This window comes from Acidipropionibacterium virtanenii (assembly GCF_003325455.1).
GTDB classification, from domain to species: Bacteria; Actinomycetota; Actinomycetes; order Propionibacteriales; family Propionibacteriaceae; genus Acidipropionibacterium; species Acidipropionibacterium virtanenii.
On sequence record NZ_CP025198.1, the window covers coordinates 3,146,182 to 3,169,711 of the forward strand.

Sequence of the window (23,530 nt, forward strand, 5' to 3'; positions counted from 1 at the left end):
TCCACCTCCGACGGTAGGTGCGGCACCGACGCGGTCAAGGCCTTCACGGCCCCGATCGGGCATGCTTGGGCGGGTGGACACTGTCGATTCGCTGCGCCGAGCACTGGATGCGGGAGGGCTCGTGCGAGTCTCCTCGACCGCACCCCTGGAGCTTCAGGAGCCGCTTCCCATCACCCGGCCGACCATCCTGATCGGTGGGGACGTCGTCGCTCCCCCGGGGGCACCCGCATTCGACATCGCCTCGTCACGGGTACGGATCGAGGGAGTCCGCATCCGCGGGTCGGCCGTCCCGGGATCGACGCGCGATCCGGGCGAACAGCTCATCCGCGCCCACGGCTCGTCGGCGGCGCCGCTGCGCGACGTCGTCATCCGAGGATGCTCCCTGTCCGCCAGCCGATCGGACGCCGTGAGACTGGAATGGTGCCGGGGGGCGTCGGTGCTCGAGAACTCGATCGACCACGTGCTCTACGCCGGGGTGATGTGCCTGTCGTGCGTCGACGTGCTGGTGGCCGGCAACCGAATCGTCGACATCCCGCTGACCGAGGGCACCGTCGACGGCTACGGCATCGCCTTCTCCGACGCCGACAACACCGAGGCCTCCCGCTCGCGCCGCTGCCGGGCGGTGCGCAATGTCATCGAACTGGTGGACCGCGAGGGCATCGACACCCATGGCGGGCTGGGGATCCGGATCACCGACAACACGGTGCGCGGATGCGCCCGCGGCATCGCGGTGGTCTCGGGCAACGAGAGCCGGATCGTCGCACCGCAGCGGTGCCTGGTGACGCGGAACCTGATCGACGCCACCGGGGCCAGGACGGCGGCACTCGAGGCGGTGGCCTTCCGGGGGATCGAGGGGAACCCGGCGACCGGCCGGGTCCATGACAACCGCGTCCACCGCTATCGCCGACCCTTCTCCATCTGGCAGGCCGAGCCGGTCCCCGCATGGAGCGGGCGGGGCCGCGCCTTCCCACGACTCCACCCGCTCCTGACCCGGCTGGGTTTCAGGTTGTGACCCGTGATCACTCAGCGTGACGTGTTCATCTGGGTCACCTGAATCCAGTTGACGTCACTGGAACAGGCCATCAGGCCCGGGGACGGGGCGTAGAGGGCCTTCGTCTCATTCGGCGGGTAGATCCGCCACCCGTCGGCATTCACGACCTGACAGTCCGAGCCCAGCGGGCCACCGTTCTTGTCGATATTGACGGTGACGATTCTGGCGTACGAGCTGGCATTGGGAATCAGCACCTTCGGCTGCCCATCGGGATCGAGCCGATCGGCCGGCCGTCCGATCTGGGTGCCGTCACCGTGGCCGACCACCGAGACGCCCGGGTATCCGGCGATGCGGCAGTTCTGGGTCGAGACGTTCTGGAGGCGCAGCTGGTAGGCGGTGTGGCCGGCGCCGTCAGAGCCCGGGATGTGGGTCACGGAGGCGCTCAGCATCGCCTGCGTGCATTCCGGGACGGTCTGGCTCGGAACCCCCGCGGCATCGGCCGTGGTTGCTGCCGCACCAACCGTCCCCAGTCCGAGAAGGGCGGCGCTTGCGACTGCGGCAGTCCTGGTGAATCTGCGTGTCTTCATTTCCGTACCCCTTTCTGAATTGCGCCATCAACCATAGGTCGGCACAGGTTCAGGCGGGTACATTCATCGGCCGTTCTTATTCGCGAGAACGTCCGTGTTCATCGGGCTGGCAAGTGACTTTGCCCGATTCTAAGAATTCCCCGGATCAGATTTCCTCATCTTGGCGGGGTGCTTCTCATATTCTCAGGTCAGGCGCATTCTCAGGTCAGGCGCACAGGCCGGCCCCGGGCGGTCACCGCGGCGGCATGTCCTTGCGGGTGTACTCGTCGGCACCGATCGTGCCGCGGGTCTCCTCGATGAGATCGGCGACCTCCTGACGGGTCACCTCGCGCCCCTCCGCGCGCGCCTCCTCCAGCGCCTGGGCCACCGACCTTCGCTGCTGGCCCCCGAGCTTGTCGAACAGATCCGGCCATCGCCTCTCAACGTCGAACTCCTCCGGCATCATGCATCTCCTCCGACCATTCTGGGTTCTGTCTTCCAGACTATGGCCTTCCGGACGACGGGGAGACCGGTCGGAGAGTGGACGGTCCCGCGGGAGGAGCGGACCCAGGCCGTACCGTCGTAGGGACCCATGGCCGATCGGAGGAGATCACGGTGGATATCTCGTCACCTGCAGTCCTGAGCCTGGAGGACGTCACCTTCCGGCGCAACGGCAAGGAGATCCTCCACGAGGTCTCCTTCGAGATCGGTCGGGGCGAGCACTGGGTGATGCTGGGCGCCAACGGCGCCGGGAAGTCCACCATCCTCGGGTTCTGCGGAGCGATGGTCCACCCGACCACGGGCACCGTGAAGGTGCTCGGCCATCAGCTGGGGAAGGTGGAGCTGCAGGCGCTGCGCCCTCACATCGGGCATGTGGACCCGCGGCACCGGGTGCGGCCGATGATGACGACGACCGAGGTGGTGCTCACCGGGATCACCGGCACCGTCCTGCTGCCGATGAGGTGGACGCCGAGCCAGGCCGATCTGGCCCGGGCCGCCGATCTCATCGGGCAGCTGGGGCTCTCGAGGATCGCCGGGGACCGCTGGCAGACCCTGTCCCAGGGCGAGCGGGGGCGGGCCCTCATCGCGCGGGCGCTGATCGCCGAGCCGGCACTGATGCTCTTCGACGAACCCACCACCGGACTGGACGTCGCCGCCCGGGAGCAGCTGCTGGAGACGATCGATCTGCTGGCGGAGACCCATCCCGGGCTCACCTCGGTGCTGGTGACCCACCACCTGGAGGAGCTGCCGACCACCACCACCCACGCCCTGCTGCTGGCCGACGGGAGGGTGGTCACGGCGGGCCCGGCCGACGAGGTGCTCACCAGCAGCAACGTCTCCCGGACCTTCGACTATCCGATCGAGGTCGAGTTCCGGGACGGACGCTGGACCGCCCGGACCTCCCGGCGAGGATCTTGAGGTCGCGACATGTCACCGCGCGTAACATGTCGCGGGAACGTGTTAAAATTCCGGCACTTTTTTAACACATTCAGCGCTCTCACTCCTGGGGCCAGGCGCGGGAGACGTCGTCCGGCTTGCCCTTCGAGCGCAGCCAGGAACCGAAGTTGTCGGCCCATTTCCGGTGCTCGGCGACCTGGTATTCATGGAGCTGGGCTGCATTCATGGTCGCCGCCTGCGGATATCTCGCGGCCATCGCGGCCAGCACGTCGAGCATCATCGTGACGTCGGCCTCGGCGGTGTGCGCCCGCTCTGACAGCGCCGCACCGTAGGCCGCCGTCATCGCCGCCAGAGTGCGTTTGCCCTTCCGGTAGCGGTCCAGCGCATGGTCGAGCACCAGCGGATCGATCACCGGAGCCGGTGCCCCGCCGAGCCGCTCCTCCAGCGACCCCAGCTGGTGGCGGCGCAGTTCGCTGTTGAGGACGGTGAGGTCGAAGGGGGCGTTGAAGATGACGACCGGGCAACCCTGCAACCAGTGCGCCACCAGTGCATCGGCCACCTCGTCGAGCACCTCGATCACCGGGCGCCCCTGGGAGCGCGCGGTCTCGGTGCTGATGCCGTGGATGCGGGTGGCGTCCTCGGGGATCGGGACGCCGGGATCGGCCAGCCAGGCGCGCGGCTCGTCCGGCCCGTCCTCGCTGGCGCCGCCCCGACGCAGCACCAGCGCCGCGCTGACCAGGCGGTCGTGGGCCGGGTTCGCGCCGGTGGTCTCGGTGTCCAGCCCCAACCAGGGCGCTTCAGTCCAGTTCACAGTCATTCCTTCGTCGGATGACCGCTACTGTGCCCCACGCCACCGACATTCCTGGATGAGTCCATGCCCGCTGGGCGACCGCGTCATCCAGATGGTCGATGGCCACGACGATAGGCTGACACCAGCGAACGCACCGCTCAGGAGGCCAGGAACGTGACTCAGGACTTGTTCGCGCGGATCGCGTCGCTCGATGGGCTGACCGCCGCGGATCGCGCCCTCGCGGGCTACTTCGAGTCGTCCTTCCCCAACCTGGCCTTTCAGAATCTCGAGGCCATCGCAACGGGCGCCGGCGTGAGCGTCGCCTCCGTCACCCGGTTCGTCCGCAAGCTCGGCTACGAGGACTTCAAGGGTTTCTCGACCTCGATCCGCGCCGAAGTCGAGGCTAACTTCGACCGGCCCCTGCAACGGCAGAACCAGCCTCTCCCGGAAGGCCCCGGGGCCGAGCTGGCGCAGCATCTCAATGCGGCCGTCGCCGAGATCGGGAAGACGCTGGACGTCACCTCGGCGGCCGAGTTCGACCGGATCGCCGACCTGCTGGCAGATGAGACCCGACCACTCTTCCTGGCCTCGGCGGCGACCGGACGCGCACTGATGCGGTACTTCTACCTGCTGAGCAAGTACCACCGCGGCAACGTCCACCTGCTCCCGGGCGCGGACATGAATCCCCACGAGCTGGTCGACATCACCTCCGACGCCGTCATCTTCGCCACCGCATTCGACCGCCACCCCAAGCCCGTTGAGATCGCACTGCGAATGGGCAGGAAACGGGGCGCGGCCACCGCGCTGCTCACCAACCGCGCGACGAGCCCGCTGCGCATCTACGCCGACCACGTCCTGCTCGTCCACACCGATCCGACGCCGAGATTCAAGAGCCGCGGGACGATGCTGCTGGTTCTGGAGTCCCTGCTGACAGCGATGGAGACCAGGGCCCCCGAGCGCACCGTGCAGCGCACCCGGAGCCTGGAGGACGGCGTCGATCAGCTGGGCCTGTTCATCTCTCCGGACCGCTGACCTGCCGGGAGATCCGCTCGGACAGGCCGATGTAGGCCTGCGGCTGTGACAGGCCGGCGATGTCGATGCCCTCGATGCGTCCGGCGATGTCGGGACGGGCAGCGATGAAGTCATCGAGCGAGACCCCCGTCGACCGGTGTGCGGCGGCGAAAGTCTGAAGGAGGTCATGGGCGCCCTCCTGCCCCAGACGCGGCGCCAGCGCCATCATGATGCCCTCGGTCATCAGCAGCACCCCCTCGTGATCGAGATTGTGACGCAGCGCCTCGGTCTCGAAGTGGATCCTCCCCAGCAGATCGATGAGTTTGGCCGACGCCCCCTCCACGGCCACGTAGATCTGCGGGATGAGATCGCGCTGCACCTCGGACTGCCGATGGTCGCGTTCGTAGGACGCCGGCGGCTGGGTGAGCACGGTGGCGGCCATCCCGGCAGCCAGCCTGGCTCCGACCGACGTCTTCATCGTCGTGAACGGGTTGAGCTTCTGGGGCATCGTCGAGGAGCCCGAGGAGTGGGCGTCCACGGCCTCGTGAGCCTCGCCGGTATCGGTCTGCTGCATGTCGAACAGGTCCTCGGCGATCTTGGCGAGGGTCTGGCCGTGGATCGCGACGGTACTGGCCACCTCGGCCATCACATCGGCCGCCGCGTGCCAGGGGATCGGCTCGAAGACCAGCCCCAGGGCCTTCGCCAGCCCACGGGAGACGCGAGGGCCGTCGTCGCCCAGAGAGGCATATGTCCCGGCGGCGCCGGAGAACTGGATGAGTTCGGTACGCCCCCGCATGTCGATCAGACGGGAACGGGAGCGGCGCAGTTCTGCGAGCCATCGGGCGAATCGCATCCCCAGGGTGGTCGGCAGCGCGTGCTGCCCGTTGGTGCGAGCGACCATGAGGGTCGATGCATGCTGCTGCGAGAGTTCCGACACCTGGCCGATGAGCTGCTCGACCTCAGCCAGCATCAGCTCGGTGGACCGCTGGATCTGAAGGGCCCGGGCCGTGTCCAGCACGTCCTGTGTCGTGGCGCCGTAGTGCACCCACCCGCGGCACTCTTCCGGGACGCGAGAGCGCAGGGCGTCCAGGACGGCGACCAACGGGTTGCCCACCTTGCCGCTCTCCACATCGGCGATGAGATCGTCCGAGAGCTTCGCGGTCTCACGGATACGGCGCGCGGCGTCGGCGGGGACTATGCCGAGGTCGGACTGCACCCGGGCCAGGGTGGCCTCCACGTCGAAGATCCGGGCGACCAGCGCACGCTCTGTCCAGATCGCCTCCATCTCCTCGGTGACGTAGCCGCGCTTGTAGATCTGCGAGTTGAGAGCTCCGATTCCCATCGTCATCCTTTCTTCAGGTTCTCCGTGGATCCGCCGGGGTCACAGCAGGATCAGGCTGGCCGCGATCATCACGACGGCTCCCACGATCATCGGCAGCAGGGTGCGCCGCACGACCTCCATCGGGCTGATGCCGACGCCGCCGGCCACCGCGATGACGACTCCCGACACCGGAGACATCGAACGGAACAGGCCGCTGGCGAACTCCATCGGCGTGATGAGGGCCGGGGCCGATCCGCCGAGCCCCTTGGCGATCGCCGGCACCAGACCGGAGAACGCCGAGAAGGCGCCGACCCCCGAGCCGGTGAGGAAGGTGACCAGTCCGACGATGACGGTGAAGACGACGGTCATGATCGCCATACCGGCGCCCAGCTTCTCACCGCCCTTGACGAGGAGATCGATGGCGCCCGTGGCGGTGAGACCCTCGGCGAAGATCTGGGCGGCGATGATGAGGGCGACGACGCCGCCGAACATCTTGCCCATCCCGGTGAACAGCGCCACCGAGGCGTCCGCGGCCTTCTTGAACGATCTGTTGCGGATCATCTCGCAGATCATCGCGAGCAGCCAGACGATGATGAAGGCGCCGACGGTGGTGAGTTCGACCTTGTCGTTGACCAGTGGGCTGAAGACGATCAGCAGGACGATCGGCAGCACCAGGAAGATCGAGTACCAGCGGGGGCCGGCCTCGGCGGCGTCATCTCCCTTGACCTCGGTGGGCTTGTAGCTCTCCAGACCGCGCCGATCGTAGTGCCGCTGGATGAAGTAGTGGGTCACGGCGACGGCGATGGCGGTCGGGATCGCCACGATGAGCTGATTCTGGACGAAGTAGACCACCGGCGAGAGGCCGACGGTCTTGGCGGCCAGCACCGAGGTGCCCGATGCCGGTCCCATGGGGAGGGCCGAGGCCGTGGCGATGACCGCGGCCGCAGCCGCCGGAGTGATGCCGGCGGCGGTGAGGACAGGCACCAGCAACACCATGAGAAGGATCGCCAGGCCGGCGGCGCTGGGGATGAACATGAACAGTGCCGCACCGATGAAGTACGTGACGATGAGGAGGACGTAGGGGTGCTTGATGCGGGCCATCGGCGCCGACAGAAGTTCGACCAGGGCTCGGGAGGCGCCGATCTTGTTCATATACGTCGAGAAGCCTCCCGCGGCCATGATGATGAGGCCGACGCTGGTGAGCTGACTGCCCGCGACGTTCTCGAACAGGCCGATGATGTCCAGCCATCGCGAACCCGAGGAGTCCTTCTCGTCCAGGATCTCCAATCCCGGCTGAAGCGCCGTGGACACCGCAACCAGCACGAACCCTGACAGCAGGAGCACGATGACGGGCTTCTGGCCCTTGATCAACAGGTAGCCGACACCGATGGTGACCAGAAGCGCGAATGCGGCCAAGAAGACTGGCACGGTCTTCACCCCTTCCGGGCCGCCGTCACGATCGTCGATGAAAGTTTGCTATCACTTGCGGCGTCCCACTGTTAGTAGAGTAACAACAGCGAGGGGATCTGTCACTGCCCCGGTCCGCTCCCAGTGATCGCAGCTGCCCGGCGCGACCGAGAATCCTGAGACCGCGCGAACCGTTGTCGACTTGATGCAGAATGACCAGCATCAAGTCGACAACGGTTGAGCAGGGTTCATTCAGCAGACCCTGGATCAGCGGCCCCCCGCCCCGGCCGGCACCCGGTCCTTGATCACCCGGGCCTGGCCTCCGGTGGAGATCACCTTCACCGCGCCGTTCCGATCCACCCGCACGGTGGCCGACATCGCCGCGGCCAGGTTGAGCCGCTGCCAGGAGCCCGGGGCCTTCCCGTCCAGGGCGAGCTTCGTGGTGTCGAGCAGCTGCCCGGACCTCGTCTCGGTCTGGGCCAGGATCGCCCGGCGCTGGGTGGCGTTGAGGCCCGGGTACACGTCGAGCAGCAGGTTCTCCGCCCCGGTGGGCACCGACGGCGCCAGCCTGGTCGACTGGGTGGGCTGGTGGCCGTACTCCAGCCGCTCGGTGTACACCTTCACCGCAGACTGCCTGTTGTAGACGATCTGGGCGGTGCCGCCGGGGATCGCCTTACCGCCGTAGGGGTTGTTCCTGTACGGCTTGTCCTTCGCGATGCAGCGGGCCAGGGGCGTCCCGCAGCGCTTCTCCAGGTAGGCCCTCAGCTCGGCGCGGGCCGGCTCCAGCACCTGCTTGCGGTAGGTGGCGTCGGAGGCCCGTGAGGCGATCGCCGCCTGGCCGGAGATCCGCCCGCCGATGATGTCCAGTGAGTAGTGGACGCCCACCGTCATGCGGTTGTTGGCGGCCTCCGAGGACCGGGTGAGGATCTCGGGAGCCAACTCGGGAAGCAGGGTCGCCAGGGTGATCCCGGCCTGGTAGACGGTGGTGGTGTGGCCGCTCGGGAAGGATCCCCCGGTGCACAGCCCGGTGTCGCCGTAGGCCGGCCACAGCACGACGTCGGAGTTGGAGAACTGGTGGGTCCGGTCGACCACCGGCGCCAGCCGGGTGATCTTGAGGCTGCCGTCCGGATTGGCCCACTGGTGGCCCTTCCTGGTGGACACGTAGGAGGACGCGTTGACCTTGCTGGGAGCGCAGGCCTCGTCCTCCTTCGGGATGGCCGGCACGCTCGGATCGGCTGCCAGGTAGGGCCGCGGGTGGTAGAAGGCGTCCTTCGCCGTGTCGGTGTTGATGTAGGCCCCGGATGTGCCGTCGGTGGCATTGAGCAGGGCGTCGACCTTGGGCAGCCTGCCGTTCCTGCGTCCCTCGGCGTAGTAACGGCCGATGGTCTGCCCCAGGCCGTCGGCGATGCTGGTGGACTGGTCGTAGCCGGACCGGTCGTCCGCCAGGTACATGGCGTTCTGCAGCGCCCGGAACTGCTGGTCCTTTGTGCTGTTCTGGTTGATCCAGCTGGTGACCCGGTCGTTCCAGTTGGTCACCCTCGGGTTGACGACCCGGCCGTGCATGTCGTGCTTGCCCGACGGCTGCCAGGCGTTGTAGTAGCCCTGCAGAGCCTTCACCAGGTCGGGCTTGGTGGAGTCGCTGGGATACTCGGCGGCCTGGGCGACGCCGCCCGATGCCAGCAGCGATGCGCCGGCCACCACGGTGGCGATTCCGATTCTCAGGGGGCGACGATGCCCGCGTTGCGTCCTCATGGGTATTGAACCTCCGGATGTGTCTTCCGGCTCCCTCGTCGGAGCCCTTCCCCGATGCCGGCGACCGGACAGAGACCCACCTGGGACGCCCCGAGTCCTTTGAGATGACGGCCCCACCGTCGGTCGATGCCTGAGGCGCCCCAGCCGCCGCATCTGAGAGGTGACGCTACCGGCCGGTTTCTGACAGGCGACGATCCGACACGCGAACATCTACTGTAAAGATCTACTGTCAAATTCTTTGCAGCAGGTCACAGCAGTCGCCACGACGCCCGAGGATCCCGGGGGCCCTGCCCCTCCCAGACCACAAGACCATTGTCCTGGAGCACGCGTAGATTTCGCCCGGGGCTCGATATCTCGACACGGTTCGGGAAGATCTCGACGCGGATGTGATCTCCGGCCATCGAGTACGACCTGTGCAGGATCGCGTTGACCAGGCCCTCGATCAGTTCGGCGGCCTGGGTGATCTGCTCCGGTATCGATCCTTCGCAGCGAACGTCCCCTCATTCGTAGAGCGACATACCGGCCCCCGTACCGCGTTCCGTGTCCGCGTATCTGAGGACCCGCACGATCGCGCTCGGGAACAGTGTCTGCGGCCGCTCGGAGAAGAGCAGCCAGCCGGCCACCGTCAGCCGACCGTCGCGGGTGAGCAGATCACGGGCCGCCAGCATCCTCTCCGGAGACGACGAGCCGATCGCGTTCTGGAAGGCGGCAACCTGCCGAGGATCGCTCGCCCGGCTTCACCCGGACACCAGAACGGCTCACCCACTGTCGCAGAGCTCGGAGACGGAGGGCGTTGAGCCGGCGGCCCTCACGGATCGTGGTGCCTGCGGGCCCGCATCGCCTCCCACTCGGCGATCTTCTGGCCGATCACCTGCTCGTAGCCGTTGCCGGTGGGCCGGTACAGCCTGGGGCGCTCCATGCCGTCGGGGAAGTAGTCGGCGCCGGAGAACCCCTCCTCGGTGTCGGGGTCGTACTGGTAGCCCTCGCCGTAGCCGAGACGCTTCATCAGGCCGGTAGGGGCGTTGAGGATGTGGGCGGACGGGGTGAGGGATCCGGTTCGCTTCGCCAGCTTCTGCGCCTCTCCGAACCCCCGGTACACCGCGATCGACTTCGGCGCGGTGGCCACGTAGACCACCGCCTGGGCGATCGCCAGCTCCCCCTCCGGGGATCCGAGCCGCTCGTAGACGTCCCACGCCGCCAAGGCCTGCTGGACGGCCTGGGGGTCGGCCATGCCGACGTCCTCGGTGGCGAAGCGCACCACCCGCCGGGCGATGTAGAGCGGATCCTCCCCGCCGTCGAGCATTCGCGCCAGCCAGTACAGGGCGGCGTTCGGATCGGAGCCGCGCATCGACTTGTGGAGCGCGGAGATGAGGTTGTAGTGGCCCTCCTGGGCCTTGTCGTACTGCGGCGCGCGCTTCTGCACCACCTCTGCCAGGGCGGAGGTGTCGATAGGCCGGTGCAGGGCGAACAGCTGCTCGAGCATGTTGATCAGGTAGCGCCCGTCACCGTCGGCCATCGCGACCAGCGACGCCCGTGCGTCGTCGTCGATGTCGAGGGTAGTTCCGGTGAGGGCCTCGGCACGTTCGATGAGCGTGTTCAGCGCGGCCTCGTCGAGACGGCGCAGCACGTAGACCTGGCAGCGCGACAGCAGAGCGCCGTTGAGCTCGAAACTCGGGTTCTCCGTGGTGGCGCCGACCAGGGTGATCGTGCCGTCCTCGACGTAGGGCAGGAAGGAGTCCTGCTGGGCACGGTTGAAGCGATGCACCTCGTCGACGAACAGGAGCGTCCCCTGCCCGGCCTCTCGACGCTTCCCCGCCGCGGCGAAGACCTTCCGCAGGTCGCCCACGCCGGAGAAGGTGGCCGACAGTGGTTCGAAGACCAGGTCCGTGGCGTCGGCCAGCAGCCGGGCGATGGTGGTCTTGCCACATCCGGGCGGGCCCCACAGGATCATCGAGACCAGACGGCGCTCGGCCACCATCCGCCCGATGGGCGCCTCGGGGCCCAGTAGATGGTCCTGGCCGACCACCTGATCCAGCGATGTGGGGCGCATCCGGTCGGCCAGCGGGCGCGCGGACTCGTCCTCGAACAGCGACGGCGCATCGGAATCCATGGCGCGGTCCTCCTCCCGGTTCCCCTCCGATCCTGACACGCGAGCCTGACACGCCACCAGGCCTGTCGCTCATCGGCCACGACCCCCCCGGCTGCGAGGATGGTGACGCCCCGCCTCCTCCGAGACCTGAGAGGCAACGATGTCCATCCCCCGCTTCACCCATCCCATCGACTGGAACCCCGACCCGGGGTCTCGGCGAATATGCCGTACTTCGGGTCATTGACGTCGACCCCCGACACCGCGACCCTGCAGGACCCGCTGCCGGAGAAGACCTGGTACTACCCCATCGACAAGGCCAACCGCACCGTCACCTACAACGCCGTCGATTCGGAGGCCTCGCGCACCTTCCCGCTCGACCCGATGCACGGCACCGTCGGGGTGGCGCCCGGCCTGGGAGAGGTGCGCACGTCACTGGCCCCGGGACCGTGGGGAGGCAATATGGACACCCCGGAAATGCGCACCGGCGTCACCTGTTATGTCGGGGTGAATGTGCCCGGGGCCGGGTTCAGCGTCGGTGACGGCCACGCCCGGCAGGGCGAGGGGCGAGGCCTGCGGAACGGCGGTCGAATGCGCCATGGACTCGGTGATCATCCTCGACCTCGTCAAGGACGTGGTCACCCCGTGGCCCCGCATCGAGTCCGACGACTTCATCATCACCACCGGCTCGGCCAAGCCGATGGAGGACGCCTTCCGGATCGCCCACACCCAGATGGTGTTCTGGATCGCCGAGATCCTGGGCCTGTCGAAGATGGACGCCTACCAGCTGGTGGCCCAGGTGGCGACGACGCCGGTGGCCCAGGCCGTGGACTCGGTCTACACGATCACCTGCAAGGTCCCGAAGACCTATCTGAACGGCGTGCAGGTCTACGGCGGACTGCACGAGCGGCTCAGGGATGCCGAGATCGCTTGATTGGGGCACGTGCCGTCAAGGCGGCGGACTCCCGACGGAGCCGGAAGATCCGTTTTCGGAAACTGGAGTCGATACTCATGCGAACCCCACCGATGATGAACAGGACTCCGAGCTGCACCGCACCCGACGCCACGATCACGATCAACAGTGATGCGTCCCCTGGGATGCGGTCGGATATCGGCCCGAATGTGAGGACGGTGAGGCCCAGCCAGGCCAGGGTCAGAAGGCAGATCGCGGACACGAATCCCCGCCGCGGGCTTCTGCGAGCATTGAAGGTCTGCTGGATCTGGCCGGAACTCGGCGCGGGGGTGAAGTCATCGGCCCCTCTGCCGAGATCGTCGAGGAATCTTGACACCCATGCCAGCCCTGCCACGAGAGCCCGCACCACCGGCGTGCGGTCATCGCGCCGGTACAGCCGCGCGTCATCGAGCTGCACGGCATTGATGTAATCGGGTGGCGGAGGCGCCACATCGTCGAGAGAGAGTGCGAGGCGTCGCCTCACCCTTGCCAACCGGGCAGCGTGCACGATTCCCCACACCAGGGCGGACACCTGGAGAAGGAGAATGACCGCCTGCGCAGAAAGATATCCGGATGAGTCGATCATGAGTCGGCCTCGCACATCTTCCGCGACCCATGCCGCGCCCGGAAGCCCGATTCCGACGACGAGTGGATATCCGATCCCCACCCACGGGAACATCCTCGAGGGCTTCACGATGAACGGCGCATCGGGTGTCTGAGAGACCGGAACCAGATAGCGAGGCGCATTCATGGCAGCAGAGTATCGGGCACCATGATCGATGCCGGAGCGGCGCGGGCCCGCTCAGTGGTCCTGGGCGATGTTGATCACCACTCCTCCGGGTCCTCGAACGAAGAACCGGTAGACGCCCCAGGGCTCCTGGGTGAGTGGATGGGCGATCTCATAGCCGCGATCGACAGCCTCGCGGTATGCGGCCTCGACGTCTTCCACCTTCACCGAGATCGCGGGATTCTCGGGTCCGGTGGCGTCGGCGGTGAGGATCTGCAGACTGGCTCTGGTGTCGGGCTGGGTGAGCCGGGCCGCCCACCCCAGACTGAACTCCTCCTCACCGAGGCCGAGATAGTCGGTGTAGAAAGCGCGGGCGCGCTCCATGTCGGGAACGGGAATGTCGGCGATGATGCTCATCACCTTCATCAGAACCTCCTCAGGTCGATCCCCAGAACCTACGACGCCCGAGGCCACCCGGCCTGGCCGAGTCAGCGGGGCGCCGCGGTGGAGCGACGGATCTTCATTCTCGGGCTGAGCCGGTGCTTCTCGGTGGCCGAGGGGAGATCCCGACGCTCGATCATCCGCATCAGGACGTCGGCGGCCAGACGCCCCTGCTTCCCGGCATGCTGATCGACCGAGGTGAGACCGGACTGGGCCGCCGCCGCGGTGTTGTCATGGCCGACCACCGAGACGTCACCGGGAACCTCCAGACCGTGGGCCGACAGACCCGCCAGGGCACCGGTGGCCAGCACATCGTTGCCGCAGAACAGGGCGGTCGGCAGCGTCCCGGCCGAGACGAGAGCGTCAACGGCCCGCGTGGCCCCGGCGGCACTGAGCTGGGGGTGGACGACGCGGTCGGGCAGCCCACGGCGCTTCATCGCCTCCCGGAAGCCGTCGGCCCGCTCCTCGTAGGGGATATCGGCAGGAAGCGCCAGATGCACGATGTCGCGATGCCCCAGGCCGGCCAGATGCTCCACTGCGAGCTCAGAACTCAGCCGGTCGTCGCTGTAGACCGATGAGACCCCGTCCATCTCGATCTGCCGGGTGACAGCGACCACCGGCAGCGAGTTGACGGCTGCCTCCAGCGCCGACGTCGAGCCCGCGTAGCCAACCACGACCAGGCCGTCGGGACGCAGGGTCACGAGGTTGCGCAGGCTACGGTCCTCCTCGTCGGGATCGAATCCGCCCTGCATGACGACGACGCTGTGGCCCTGCGGCTTCAGCTGTTCATCGAGATTCTCGTAGACGTCGACGAAGACGGGGTTGGCCAGGGACTGGGCGAGGAAGCCGATGACCATCCGGGAGCGGTTGCCCGCCAGCGAGGTGGCGACGCCGTTGTTGAGATACCCGAGTTCAGCCGCCGCTGCGAGCACCCGCCTGCGTTTGTCGTCGGAGACGTGCTCGGATCCCTGCATCACCAGGGACACCAGAGGCCGGGACACACCCGCCCTGCGCGCCACATCGGCCTGGGTGACATAACGCCGGCGTCCGGTGGGGCTCATGATGATCTCCGGGCGTCATCGCGACGCGGGAGCAGCATGGTCTTCACGGACGCCGACGCTACAGGGTCCGGACCGGCTCGTCAGTCGATGGCGACGGGGTGACCGTCGGCCGCCGACTTCTGGGCCGCCGAGATGACCTTCATGGTCCCGATGGCGTCGCGGAACGGGTTGGTGACCTTCTGGCCCTTCACCACGGCCTTGACGAACTCCTGGATCTCGGCCATGAAGGCCTCGCCGTACCCGGTACCGACGCCGCGGCCGGGCATCGCGGCCGTGGTGCCGAAGTAGGGGAAGTCCGGGCCGGCGACGATGGTGCGGGCACCGTCGAAGCCGGGCCTGGCCTCAGAGTTCTCGTAGACGACCAGCTGGTCCATCTGAGCCGAGGCGAACCGGGCGTGGCCCTTGGTGCCGAAGACCTCTATGCCCAGGTCGTTGGGGACCCCGCAGGCGATCCGCGACAGGGTGACGTTGCCCACCGCGCCCGAGGAGGTCCTGACCGACAGGTTGGCGATGTCGTCATTGTCGACCGGGCCGCGCTCGGTGGCCGAGGCCTTCACCGCGTGGCCGATGCCACCTGCGGGCATCGGGCGCTCGGTGATGACGGTGGTCAGCTGGGCGCTGGTGACCTCGGTGATGTCGCCCACGACGTAGCGGACCGTGTCGAGGGTATGGGCGCCGATGTCGGCCACCGCTCCGCCGCCGGACTGCTCCTGGACGTAGCGCCAGGTGCGCGGCTCCTCGGGGCTGGCGGCGTAGTCGGCGTAGTAGTAGGCGCGGAACCACTCGATCTCACCGAGGGTGCCGTCGGCGACGAGTTCGCTCAGTGCGGCCAGGGCGGGGATGCGGCGGAAGGAGAAGCCCACGGCGTTGACCACTCCGGCGTCCTCCGCCGCCTTGACGATGATCTCCGCCTCGGCGGCGTCCAGGCCGAGGGGCTTCTCGCAGAAGATGTGCTTGCCGGCCGCGACCACCTTGGGGACGATGTCGACGTACATCCGGTTCGGCAGAGCCATGCTCACCGCGTCGATCTCCGGATCGTCAAGGACGGTCTGGATATCGGTGGCGGTGTGCAGGAAGCCGTACTTGCCGGCCACCTGCCTGGCCAGCTCTTCGTTGGGATCGACGACGGTGTGCAGCACGACCTTGACGCCGTTGAGCTCGTCGTCCATCTGGGCGTTCTGGTAGCCGTAGGCATGCGACTGACCGGCATAACCGGCGCCGACCAGAGCCACGTTGATTTGTTCGGACATTGTCTTCCCTTCTTCGATGAGGAGCGCTAGACGGGCTCTTGTGAGATGTGCGGATCACCCTTGACATCGCCTCGAGATCCCGCGTACCGTCTTGACGTGTCAGATGTTAGCACGTGATAATCCAGACGGTCAACGGTCGCATCGAAGAGGATGACAAATGACTTCACAAGCAACGGGGCAGAGTAGCCCCGGCCCTTCCGGCGCAGGACAGCCCAACATGTCGGAGACCCCACCAGGCACTCCGGAGCATCGGACGAAGGTCCGCAGACGCCTCAACGTCGCCACTCTCGTGGTGACCTTCGGAGCCCTGGCCTTCGGCTACGACACCGGCGTCATCTCGGGCGCGCTGCCCTTCATGAAACTGCCCACCGAACAGGGCGGGCTGGCCCTGACCCCCCTCACCGAGGGACTGGTCACAGCCTCACTGCTGCTCGGCGCCGCCTTCGGCTCAGTCGGCGGCGGGCGACTCTCCGACATGTACGGGCGCCGTCACAACATCAAGTGGCTGGCCATCGTCTTCCTCATCGGAGCCCTGGGAACAGCCCTCGCACCCAACCTGCCTGTCATGATCGCCTTCCGGGTCGTCCTCGGCTTCGCCGTCGGCGGAGCCTCGGCGACCGTCCCCATGTTCATCGGGGAACTGGCCCCCGCGAACCGGCGAGGACCGCTGGTCTCCCGCAACGAACTGATGATCGTCACCGGCCAGCTGATCGCCTACACCACCAATGCCATGCTCGGCGTGTGGGGCGATCCGTCCCACGCCTGGCGCTGGATGCTCGGCCTGGCCACCATCCCCGCCGTCGCCCTGTGGATCGGCACCTTCTTCGTCCCCGAATCCCCGCGCTGGCTGGTCACGAAGCGCCGCAACGGCGAGGCTCTCGATGTCCTCAAGCAGTTGCGCGAGGAGGACCCGACTAAGGAACTCGCCGAGATCGACCAGCTCGTGACCGAGACCGCCGCGTCCCAGGCCCACTCACGTCAGCATCTGGGCACGCCATGGATCAAGCGGATCACCCTCATCGGGATCGGCTTCGGCATCGTCATCCAGCTCACCGGTGTCAACGCCATCATGTACTTCGCCCCCACCGTCCTCATGTCCACCGGGCTGGGCACCAGCGCCGCGCTGGTCGCCACCATCGCCAACGGCATCGTCTCCGTCCTGGCCGTGGCCATCGGCCTGGGCATCATCGGGCGGGCCAACCGGCGCACGATGCTCAAGATCGGCATGGTCGGCATCATCTGTTCCCAGGTCCTACTGGCCTTCGCGTTCATGCTGCCCGAGGCGACCTGGCGCAGCTACGTCATCCTCGCCATGATGCTGGTCTACCTCTGCTTCATGCAGATGTTCTGCTCCATCGTCTTCTGGCTCATGATGTCGGAGATCTTCCCACTTCGGGTCCGCGGCCTGGCGATGGGCATCGCGATCTTCTGCCAGTGGATCTCCAACGGCCTGGTGACGTTCTTCTTCCCGATCCTGCTCGACAGGATCGGCGGCCACACCTTCTTCATCTTCGCCGTCATCAACGTCATCGCCCTCATCTTCGAGCAGAAGTGCCTGCCCGAGACCAGGGGCAAGACCCTCGAGCGCCTTGAGGAGGAACTCGCCGCCGGAGGAGACGGCAAGCAACCCGCCCAGGCGGCCGCCTGACCCCAGAATCGCCCACCCCGAATATCAATCGAGAGGAAACAACCATGTCCAAGGCCAACTCCACCGATCCGAAGTACGCGAAGCTGTCAGTCGGCGTCGCCTGCGACTCGTGGGGGGTGTGGTTCCCCGACGACGACAAGCAGCTGCCCCCACTGACAGTGCTCGACCAGATGGCCGAGTCCGGATTCGTCAACATCGAGACGGGCCCCTACGGCTTCTTCCCCACCGATCCGGACATCCTCAGGAAGGAGACCAAGGCCCGCGGGCTGACCGTGGTCGCCGGCACCCAGGGCGGCCCGCTGCATCACAGGGAGGACTGGGACTCGACGATCGGCGACATCCGCGCCGTCGCCGGGACCGTCTCCCCGTTGGGGGCCAAGCATCTGGTCTACCTGCCGACGCCCTTCATCGACTACAAGACCTCCGAGCAGATCGAGCCCGACACGATCGCCGACGACGCCTGGAAGGTCTACATGGAGGGCCTCAACAAGGTGGGCGCCATATTGCGCGACGACTACGGCATGACCCTGGGCGTCCATCCTCATGGCAACACCTACATCCAGACCGAGGAGGAGATCACCCGGATGCTGGCCGACACCGATCCCTCGGTGGTGTCCCTGTGCCTGGACACCGGCCACGTCGTGTATTCCGGTGGCGACCCGATCCGCGTCATCGCCGATCACGCCAGCCGGATCTCCTTCGTCCACATCAAGGCCATGGACCAGGACGTGCTGGCCGAGACCAACCGGAACAACTGGTCCTTCGGCGAGGCAGTGGCCCACGGCGTCTCGGTGACCCCGCCCAAGGGGCAGCCCGACATGGTGGCCCTCATCGACGCCCTGGCCGGCCTCGACAAGGAGCTCAACGTCGTGGTGGAGCAGGATCTCTACCCCGTCGATCCCGCCTTCCCGCTGCCCAACGCCATCGCAACCCGCGAGTACCTGGCAGGCTGCAACCTCGGGAGTCTGTGATCGATCGACCTGCGGCGGCAGCCCCTGTAGCCGCCGCACCCCGGCCGCCGGCGGAGCATTGCGTCTTCGCCGGCGGCCTCTTCTGCTCACGATGAGCCGCCGGATGGTTGTCCGCGGAGTGGGGCGCCTCCTCTCCGTCACCCGGGTTGGGTATCGACCGTTTCGGTCGGGGTACGGACGCCCGTCAACGCGAACCCTTGACGGTCCCGCCCGAAAGCCTTACCTTTGTATCTACCTAAACGCTTAGGGAGGTGATTTCGATGACGAAACCCACGATGGCGGACGTGAGCCGCGAGAGCGGCCTGAGCCTGTGGACGGTCTCGCAGGTGCTCAACGAGAAACCCGGCGTGGCAGAGGGCACCCGCGAGCTGGTTCAGGCCGTGGCCCACGATCTGGGATACGTGGTGAACAGAGCTGCCAGCGACCTCAAACGCAACGAGCAGAGCGGTATCGCCGTCATCACCGCGAGCACCGTCAACTCCTACTACATTGACATGGTCCAAGGCATCCACGCAGAGCTGCGAGGTTCTCGACACACCGCGATGGTCACCGATATAGCGGCAGAGGGACACTTCACCCAGGCGGCCGAGGACCTCACGATCCAGAGCATCCTAGGAGCACGGCCTGCGGCCGTGATCTCGACACTGCCTCTCTCGACCGACAACCTCGATCTGCTGCGGCGGTGGGATGTTCCCGTAGTCTTCGTCGACTCGCCTCCGCCGGCCGGGGTCCAAGACGCCGCCAGTGTCACCACCGACAACGTCAGGGCGAGCGAGGACCTCGGCGCGCATCTGGGCATCCATGGTTACAGGACATGGCTGGCACTGATGTATCCCGGCCGCTGGACGACACGCTCACCGCGCGAAGCCGGTCTCCGAGCAGCAGCCCAGCAGGTCGGCGCAGTCCTGCACGTCGCCGAGTCCGACAACGACCCGAAGTCGGCGGCCGCGAATCTGAATGTCTATCTCCAGCGCAATCCCCTTCCTGACGCATTGATCGCCGGAAATGCACCGATGCTGCAGGGCATCATGCAGTGTCTCGCCGACCATCACATCCTGATACCGGACGACGTGGCGGTCGTGGCATTCGACGACTTCGCATGGGCGGGCCTGCTGAAGCCACCGATGACGGTGGTTGACGAGGACGCCGACGCCATCGGACGGCGCGCAGCGGAACTCGCACTTGACCTCATCGATCGGCAGCCCGCCACTGGACGAGTGAAAGGAGGCGTCACCGGCCCCATCTACACCCCCGCAGATCGTCTGATCACCCAGGCGACCCTGCGCATCCGGGAATCCTGTGGCTGTCCCTCACGGCGATAGCCCAACGGAGACGCGGCCGGGTCAATGAACGCCCGTTCCCGTCGCACCCCTGACAAGGAAGTCATGAATATCTCCAGACGCGCCATGCTCGGCGCCAGCGCAGCCCTACTCGGATCCATCCCACTCGCGGCATGCACCACCGGGGACGAGGCCGTGAAGCCTCGCACCAGGAAGATCGAATCCATCGGTCTCATGGTGCAGGACATGTCCAATCCGTTCTTCGCCGCTATGGCGAAGGGTGCACGACAGGCCGCCGCCTCGCTCAACGCGAACCTAAACGTTCAGGACGCTCGGCTCGACCTGGCCGAGCAGTACTCGCAGATCGACTCCTTCGTGCTCCAGGGCATCGACCTGGTCATCATCAGTGCCATCGACAGCGAGGGCATCGCACCCGCGCTCCGCAAGGCCAGGAACCACGGCATGATCGTCATCGGAGTCGATTCCGCCGCGCAGGGCGCCGACGCGACGGCCATGACCAACGCCGTGGAGGCCGGCGAGAAATCCGCCGAGTACCTGTTCAAGCAAATGGGCGGCAAGGGAAAGATCCTGATCGTCGACGGGACTCCCCTGCAGACCATCCGGGACCGGGTCAAGGGATGCAAGAACGTGCTCGCCAAATATCCGGGCATCAAGGTCGCCGGCCACCAATCGTCCAACAATGACCGCGCTTCGAGCCTCACCGTCACCACTGACATGCTCACCTCAGCCCGCGACGTCACCGGGATCTGGGCGATGAATGACCCCTCGGCTCTGGGAGCGGTGCTCGCCGTGGAGCAGGCCGGCCTCCAGGACCGGATCATCGTCACGGGCATTGACGGCAGTCCTGAGGGTGTGGCTGAACTCAAGCGGAAGAACACGCCGTTCATCGGCTTCGCGACCCAGAATCCGGCGGAGATGGTGCGCCAAGGAGTCAAAGCCGCTCAAGGCATTATCGAAGGACATCCCCCAAAGAGCCCGAAGATCCTGATTCCAAGCAAGCTCTACACCCGCGAAACCATCAACACCTACCCGGGGTGGTGACAGCATGTCCACACACAATTTCCCTGAAGCGACGCCCCTTCTCCAGCTCAGGGGCATTTCCAAGAGATACGGTGCGACACAAGCACTCAATTCCGTCGACTTCGACGCCTATCCCGGCGAGGTCCATGCCCTCATGGGCGAGAACGGTGCGGGAAAATCGACCCTGATGAAGATCCTCGCCGGAAATGAATCCCGTGATGCCGGCACCATCCTCATTGACGGCGAGGCCGTCGAGATCTCATCTCCCGCTGACGCCGTCAGCCATGGCATTGCCATCATCCATCAGGAGCTGAACACGGTTCCTGACATGACCGTGGCGGAGAACCTTGCCCTCGGACGCGAACCGCGTGGCAGGCTCGGGGCCCTGGACAGGAGGCGGATGCTGACAGAGGCTCGCCGGAAGCTCGCCCTGATCGGAGCCGAGATCGATCCCCGCACGACTCTGGGACGGCTGAGCGTCGGGCGCCAGCAGATGGTCGAGATTGCGCGCGCGGTCAGTGAGAACGCGCGCGTCCTCGTCCTCGACGAGCCCACCGCGGCCCTGTCACGCACGGAATCTGAGCAGCTGTACTCGCTCATCCAAAAGATGCGCGACGACGGGGTGGCGCTCATCTACATCTCCCACCGCATGGAGGAGGTGTGGATGCTCGCCGATCGCGTGACCGTCTTCAGGGACGGCGGTCTCGTCGGCACCCGCGACAAGGAGACGATTGAACCCGCCGACGTCGTACGCATGATGGTCGGCCGTGACGTCGTCGACCTCTACGGGCACGAGAGGCGAAGCCCGTCAGAGGTGCTGCTCGAGGTGCATGATCTCACCGGCGCGGCGGCCGGCCCAGCCAGCCTGAGCGTGCGTGCCGGCGAGGTCGTGGCGATGGCCGGCCTTATCGGCTCCGGGCGGACCGAACTGGTCCGCATGATCTTCGGCGCCGACCCGGCGTTCAGCGGAACCGTCGAGGTCGCCGGACGGAGCACCCCTCCCCGCCGGCCCTCAGAGGCGATCCATCGTGGCATCGCCATGGTGCCCGAGAGCCGGAAGGAACAGGCGTTGTTCCCTGAGCAGTCCGTGGAGCGCAATATCTCCATCAGCACGCTGCCGACGTACTCTCCCGGCGGCGTGATGCAGGCGAGGAAGGCCCGCACCGCCGCCAAGCAGGAGATGAAGCGCCTGAACCTGCGCGAGAACGCAATCGACCTGCCTGCACGCGCACTGTCGGGAGGCAACCAGCAGAAGATCGTCCTCGCCCGGTGGCTGATGGCCGACTCCGACGTCCTGATCCTCGATGAGCCGACCCGCGGGGTCGACATCGGGGCCAAGAGCGAGATCTATGACGCCATCAACTCCTTGGCCGAAGCCGGCAAGGCGATCCTCGTGGTCTCCTCCGACCTGCCGGAAGCCATCGGCATCAGCGATCGGGTCCTGGTCATGCGCCACGGGCGGATCGTCGCCGATCTTGATTCCGCCACCACCACCGAAGAAAACGTCATGCTCCACGCAACTGGCACCGCCGCCACGCGAGAGGAAAAGAAATGAGCACAGCAACGACCACCCGCCCGAGCGAGCGGGAACCCTTCGACTTCGCCACCTGGTGGGACCGCTGGGGAATCCTCTTGGTCCTCGTCGCGCTCGTCGCCCTGATGGCGGCCATAGCGCCGAATTTCGCCTCCGTGGACAACATCTGGAACATCGCCCGGTCCATCTCGATCAACGCGATTCTCGCCGCAGGCATGACCTTCGTCATCATCACCGCGGGAATCGACCTGTCGGTCGGGTCGACAGTAGCCGTGTCGGGCGTCGTCAGCGTGCTCGTGTCAATGGCCGGGGTGCCGGCCCCGCTCGCGGTGCTGATCGGAGTGCTCGCCGGAGCTGCGGCGGGTCTCATCAACGGCATGCTGACCGCTTACATGACTCTGGCCGCATTTATCGTCACCCTCGCGTCGATGACATTCCTTCGCGGCCTGGCCTACACGATGACCGGCGGTCAGCCGATCGTCGACGGGAACCTGAGTTTCCGCGGGCTCGGTAACGGCGGTCTGCTCGGCATACCGGCACCGGTGATCTGCATGCTGATCGTCTACGTACTGGCCTGGTTCCTCCTGGAGCGCACCCGATACGGTCGGCACGTCTACGCTGTCGGCGGCAATCCTGAGGCGGCACGCCTGGCGGGTGTCAACGTGAAGGCGATTCTCACCTCGGTATACGTCATCGCGGGTGCATGTGCGGGGCTGGCCGGGGTCATCTTCGCGGGGCGCGTCGTCTCCGCCCAGCCGACCGCGGGCAACGGTTACGAGCTCGATGCGATCGCCGCAGTCGTCCTCGGCGGTACAAGCCTCGCGGGCGGCAAAGGCCGGGTCATCGGTACCTTCATCGGCGCGCTGATTCTCGGGGTCCTGTCCACCGGTCTCATTCTCATGAATGTCCCCTTCTTCACCCAGCTCCTCGTCAAGGGGATCGTCATCATCATCGCGGTGTCAATCGACAGCCTCAAGCAGCGGCGGTTCACCTTCCGGCGCAAGGCCGCGAAGATAGCCTCCTGATCGTGGACACTCACCATGCGTCCTCCCCGACTGAGAGCGAGCTCATGACCACACGAATTGCCATCTCTGACCCGCTTCCGGGCCATCGCACGGCCGAACCCGTCCGTTTCACGGTCGACGGCGCCCTCCCCCATCCACTCCACATCGCGCACACGGCCAGTGGTGACCCCGTCCTGTGTCAGCGCCTGAACCACCAGTCGGATCAGAGGTCGACAACATTCGTCGCCGTCCTGGATCTCGACGGCGAGCAGACGCTGGAGCTTGGCGGCCCCCTGGAT

General features: G+C 66.6%; 22 protein-coding genes and 1 pseudogene. 11 read left to right on the forward strand and 12 right to left on the reverse strand.

Annotated elements, in window-relative coordinates:
* Positions 1-73 precede the first annotated feature (73 nt).
* Positions 74-1,012, forward strand: coding sequence for a right-handed parallel beta-helix repeat-containing protein (locus tag JS278_RS14565; protein WP_181833753.1), 939 nt, complete (start codon positions 74-76; stop codon positions 1,010-1,012).
* An 11-nt stretch (positions 1,013-1,023) separates the two neighbouring features.
* Here JS278_RS14565 and JS278_RS14570 read toward each other — a convergent pair whose 3' ends face one another.
* Together JS278_RS14570 and JS278_RS14575 are read right to left on the reverse strand one after the other, a co-directional pair.
* Entirely contained in the window at positions 1,024-1,578 is a 555-nt protein-coding gene (locus JS278_RS14570; protein ID WP_245935136.1) for a DUF4232 domain-containing protein, read from the reverse strand.
* 232 nt (positions 1,579-1,810) lie between these two features.
* Complete coding sequence (locus tag JS278_RS14575; RefSeq protein WP_114045821.1) at positions 1,811-2,023, reverse strand: antitoxin VbhA family protein; 213 nt, start codon at positions 2,021-2,023, stop codon at positions 1,811-1,813.
* A 149-nt stretch (positions 2,024-2,172) separates the two neighbouring features.
* Between JS278_RS14575 and JS278_RS14580 the strand changes: the two genes are divergently transcribed.
* Positions 2,173-2,976: an ABC transporter ATP-binding protein gene (locus JS278_RS14580; protein ID WP_114045822.1), complete on the forward strand. Its 804-nt coding sequence runs from the start codon at positions 2,173-2,175 to the stop codon at positions 2,974-2,976.
* Between the two features lie 79 nt (positions 2,977-3,055).
* On the opposite strand, the gene JS278_RS14585 is transcribed toward JS278_RS14580, so the two are convergent.
* A complete protein-coding gene (locus JS278_RS14585) occupies positions 3,056-3,766 on the reverse strand; it encodes an exonuclease domain-containing protein (protein WP_114045823.1) in 711 nt (236 codons plus the stop codon).
* A gap of 153 nt (positions 3,767-3,919) precedes the next feature.
* Here JS278_RS14585 and JS278_RS14590 point away from each other — a divergent pair, with 153 nt between their 5' ends.
* Positions 3,920-4,777 carry a MurR/RpiR family transcriptional regulator gene (locus JS278_RS14590; RefSeq protein ID WP_114045824.1) on the forward strand — a complete coding sequence of 286 codons (858 nt, stop codon included), beginning with the start codon at positions 3,920-3,922 and terminating at the stop codon, positions 4,775-4,777.
* Here JS278_RS14590 and JS278_RS14595 read toward each other — a convergent pair.
* The 5 genes from JS278_RS14595 to JS278_RS14610 form a co-directional block, all read right to left on the reverse strand.
* Entirely contained in the window at positions 4,758-6,098 is a 1,341-nt protein-coding gene (locus JS278_RS14595) for a lyase family protein (protein ID WP_114045825.1), read from the reverse strand. The two genes, JS278_RS14590 and JS278_RS14595, sit on opposite strands and share 20 nt — an antisense overlap.
* A 39-nt stretch (positions 6,099-6,137) precedes the next feature.
* Positions 6,138-7,505: a C4-dicarboxylate transporter DcuC gene (dcuC, locus tag JS278_RS14600; RefSeq protein ID WP_114046369.1), complete on the reverse strand. Its 1,368-nt coding sequence runs from the start codon at positions 7,503-7,505 to the stop codon at positions 6,138-6,140.
* A 246-nt stretch (positions 7,506-7,751) separates the two neighbouring features.
* Positions 7,752-9,236, reverse strand: a complete 1,485-nt coding sequence (locus JS278_RS14605; RefSeq protein ID WP_114045826.1) for a phosphatase PAP2 family protein — start codon at positions 9,234-9,236, stop codon at positions 7,752-7,754.
* Positions 9,237-9,736: 500 nt separating this feature from the next.
* Positions 9,737-9,904 (reverse strand): hypothetical protein, encoded by a 168-nt coding sequence (locus tag JS278_RS16090; RefSeq protein WP_181833754.1) that lies wholly within the window; start codon positions 9,902-9,904, stop codon positions 9,737-9,739.
* 140 nt (positions 9,905-10,044) lie between these two features.
* A complete protein-coding gene (locus JS278_RS14610; RefSeq protein ID WP_114045827.1) occupies positions 10,045-11,346 on the reverse strand; it encodes a replication-associated recombination protein A in 1,302 nt (433 codons plus the stop codon).
* A gap of 574 nt (positions 11,347-11,920) precedes the next feature.
* Here JS278_RS14610 and JS278_RS16485 point away from each other — a divergent pair.
* Positions 11,921-12,256: an acetamidase/formamidase family protein gene (locus JS278_RS16485; RefSeq protein WP_245935137.1), complete on the forward strand. Its 336-nt coding sequence runs from the start codon at positions 11,921-11,923 to the stop codon at positions 12,254-12,256.
* On the opposite strand, the gene JS278_RS16490 is transcribed toward JS278_RS16485, so the two are convergent.
* The 4 genes from JS278_RS16490 to JS278_RS14630 form a co-directional block, all read right to left on the reverse strand.
* A complete protein-coding gene (locus tag JS278_RS16490) occupies positions 12,234-13,025 on the reverse strand; it encodes a hypothetical protein (RefSeq protein ID WP_245935138.1) in 792 nt (263 codons plus the stop codon). The genes JS278_RS16485 and JS278_RS16490 overlap by 23 nt on opposite strands.
* A 51-nt stretch (positions 13,026-13,076) precedes the next feature.
* Positions 13,077-13,427: a VOC family protein gene (locus JS278_RS14620; protein ID WP_114045828.1), complete on the reverse strand. Its 351-nt coding sequence runs from the start codon at positions 13,425-13,427 to the stop codon at positions 13,077-13,079.
* 62 nt (positions 13,428-13,489) lie between these two features.
* Positions 13,490-14,503: a LacI family DNA-binding transcriptional regulator gene (locus JS278_RS14625; RefSeq protein ID WP_114045829.1), complete on the reverse strand. Its 1,014-nt coding sequence runs from the start codon at positions 14,501-14,503 to the stop codon at positions 13,490-13,492.
* A gap of 80 nt (positions 14,504-14,583) precedes the next feature.
* Positions 14,584-15,753: a Gfo/Idh/MocA family protein gene (locus tag JS278_RS14630; RefSeq protein ID WP_114045830.1), complete on the reverse strand. Its 1,170-nt coding sequence runs from the start codon at positions 15,751-15,753 to the stop codon at positions 14,584-14,586.
* Between the two features lie 217 nt (positions 15,754-15,970).
* On the opposite strand from JS278_RS14630, the gene JS278_RS14635 reads away from it, so the two are divergent.
* From JS278_RS14635 to JS278_RS14660, 7 genes and pseudogenes are all read left to right on the forward strand, one after another.
* Positions 15,971-17,401, forward strand: a complete 1,431-nt coding sequence (locus JS278_RS14635) for a sugar porter family MFS transporter (protein ID WP_114045831.1) — start codon at positions 15,971-15,973, stop codon at positions 17,399-17,401.
* 44 nt (positions 17,402-17,445) lie between these two features.
* The gene (locus JS278_RS14640; RefSeq protein ID WP_114045832.1) at positions 17,446-18,372 is read left to right on the forward strand and encodes a sugar phosphate isomerase/epimerase family protein; all 927 of its coding nucleotides are present in this window, start codon (positions 17,446-17,448) and stop codon (positions 18,370-18,372) included.
* Positions 18,373-18,647: 275 nt separating this feature from the next.
* Positions 18,648-18,722 (forward strand): annotated as a pseudogene (locus tag JS278_RS16825) (hypothetical protein); the annotation flags it as partial.
* Positions 18,723-18,752: 30 nt separating this feature from the next.
* Positions 18,753-19,694 (forward strand): LacI family DNA-binding transcriptional regulator, encoded by a 942-nt coding sequence (locus JS278_RS14645; RefSeq protein ID WP_245935139.1) that lies wholly within the window; start codon positions 18,753-18,755, stop codon positions 19,692-19,694.
* Positions 19,695-19,886: 192 nt separating this feature from the next.
* Entirely contained in the window at positions 19,887-20,714 is an 828-nt protein-coding gene (locus tag JS278_RS14650; protein ID WP_220149993.1) for an ABC transporter substrate-binding protein, read from the forward strand.
* Positions 20,715-20,718: 4 nt separating this feature from the next.
* Positions 20,719-22,248: a sugar ABC transporter ATP-binding protein gene (locus tag JS278_RS14655; RefSeq protein WP_114045834.1), complete on the forward strand. Its 1,530-nt coding sequence runs from the start codon at positions 20,719-20,721 to the stop codon at positions 22,246-22,248.
* Positions 22,245-23,252, forward strand: coding sequence for an ABC transporter permease (locus tag JS278_RS14660; RefSeq protein WP_114045835.1), 1,008 nt, complete (start codon positions 22,245-22,247; stop codon positions 23,250-23,252). Before JS278_RS14655 ends, JS278_RS14660 begins: the two co-directional genes overlap by 4 nt.
* The last annotated feature ends 278 nt before the right edge of the window (positions 23,253-23,530 follow it).

Excerpts from the sequence above, each read along its gene's own strand:
- JS278_RS14595 (WP_114045825.1), bottom strand. The coding sequence starts at position 6,098 with ATGGGAATCGGAGCTCTCAACTCGCAGATCTACAAGCGCGGCTACGTC.
- JS278_RS14625 (WP_114045829.1), bottom strand. The coding sequence starts at position 14,503 with ATGAGCCCCACCGGACGCCGGCGTTATGTCACCCAGGCCGATGTGGCG.
- JS278_RS14655 (WP_114045834.1), top strand. The coding sequence starts at position 20,719 with ATGTCCACACACAATTTCCCTGAAGCGACGCCCCTTCTCCAGCTCAGG.
- JS278_RS14570 (WP_245935136.1), bottom strand. The coding sequence starts at position 1,578 with ATGAAGACACGCAGATTCACCAGGACTGCCGCAGTCGCAAGCGCCGCC.
- JS278_RS16485 (WP_245935137.1), top strand. The coding sequence starts at position 11,921 with ATGGACTCGGTGATCATCCTCGACCTCGTCAAGGACGTGGTCACCCCG.
- JS278_RS14605 (WP_114045826.1), bottom strand. The coding sequence starts at position 9,236 with ATGAGGACGCAACGCGGGCATCGTCGCCCCCTGAGAATCGGAATCGCC.
- JS278_RS14630 (WP_114045830.1), bottom strand. The coding sequence starts at position 15,753 with ATGTCCGAACAAATCAACGTGGCTCTGGTCGGCGCCGGTTATGCCGGT.
- JS278_RS16490 (WP_245935138.1), bottom strand. The coding sequence starts at position 13,025 with ATGAATGCGCCTCGCTATCTGGTTCCGGTCTCTCAGACACCCGATGCG.
- JS278_RS14635 (WP_114045831.1), top strand. The coding sequence starts at position 15,971 with ATGTCGGAGACCCCACCAGGCACTCCGGAGCATCGGACGAAGGTCCGC.
- JS278_RS14660 (WP_114045835.1), top strand. The coding sequence starts at position 22,245 with ATGAGCACAGCAACGACCACCCGCCCGAGCGAGCGGGAACCCTTCGAC.
- JS278_RS14650 (WP_220149993.1), top strand. The coding sequence starts at position 19,887 with ATGGTGCAGGACATGTCCAATCCGTTCTTCGCCGCTATGGCGAAGGGT.
- JS278_RS14610 (WP_114045827.1), bottom strand. The coding sequence starts at position 11,346 with ATGGATTCCGATGCGCCGTCGCTGTTCGAGGACGAGTCCGCGCGCCCG.
- JS278_RS14640 (WP_114045832.1), top strand. The coding sequence starts at position 17,446 with ATGTCCAAGGCCAACTCCACCGATCCGAAGTACGCGAAGCTGTCAGTC.
- JS278_RS14575 (WP_114045821.1), bottom strand. The coding sequence starts at position 2,023 with ATGATGCCGGAGGAGTTCGACGTTGAGAGGCGATGGCCGGATCTGTTC.
- JS278_RS14620 (WP_114045828.1), bottom strand. The coding sequence starts at position 13,427 with ATGAAGGTGATGAGCATCATCGCCGACATTCCCGTTCCCGACATGGAG.
- JS278_RS16090 (WP_181833754.1), bottom strand. The coding sequence starts at position 9,904 with ATGCTGGCGGCCCGTGATCTGCTCACCCGCGACGGTCGGCTGACGGTG.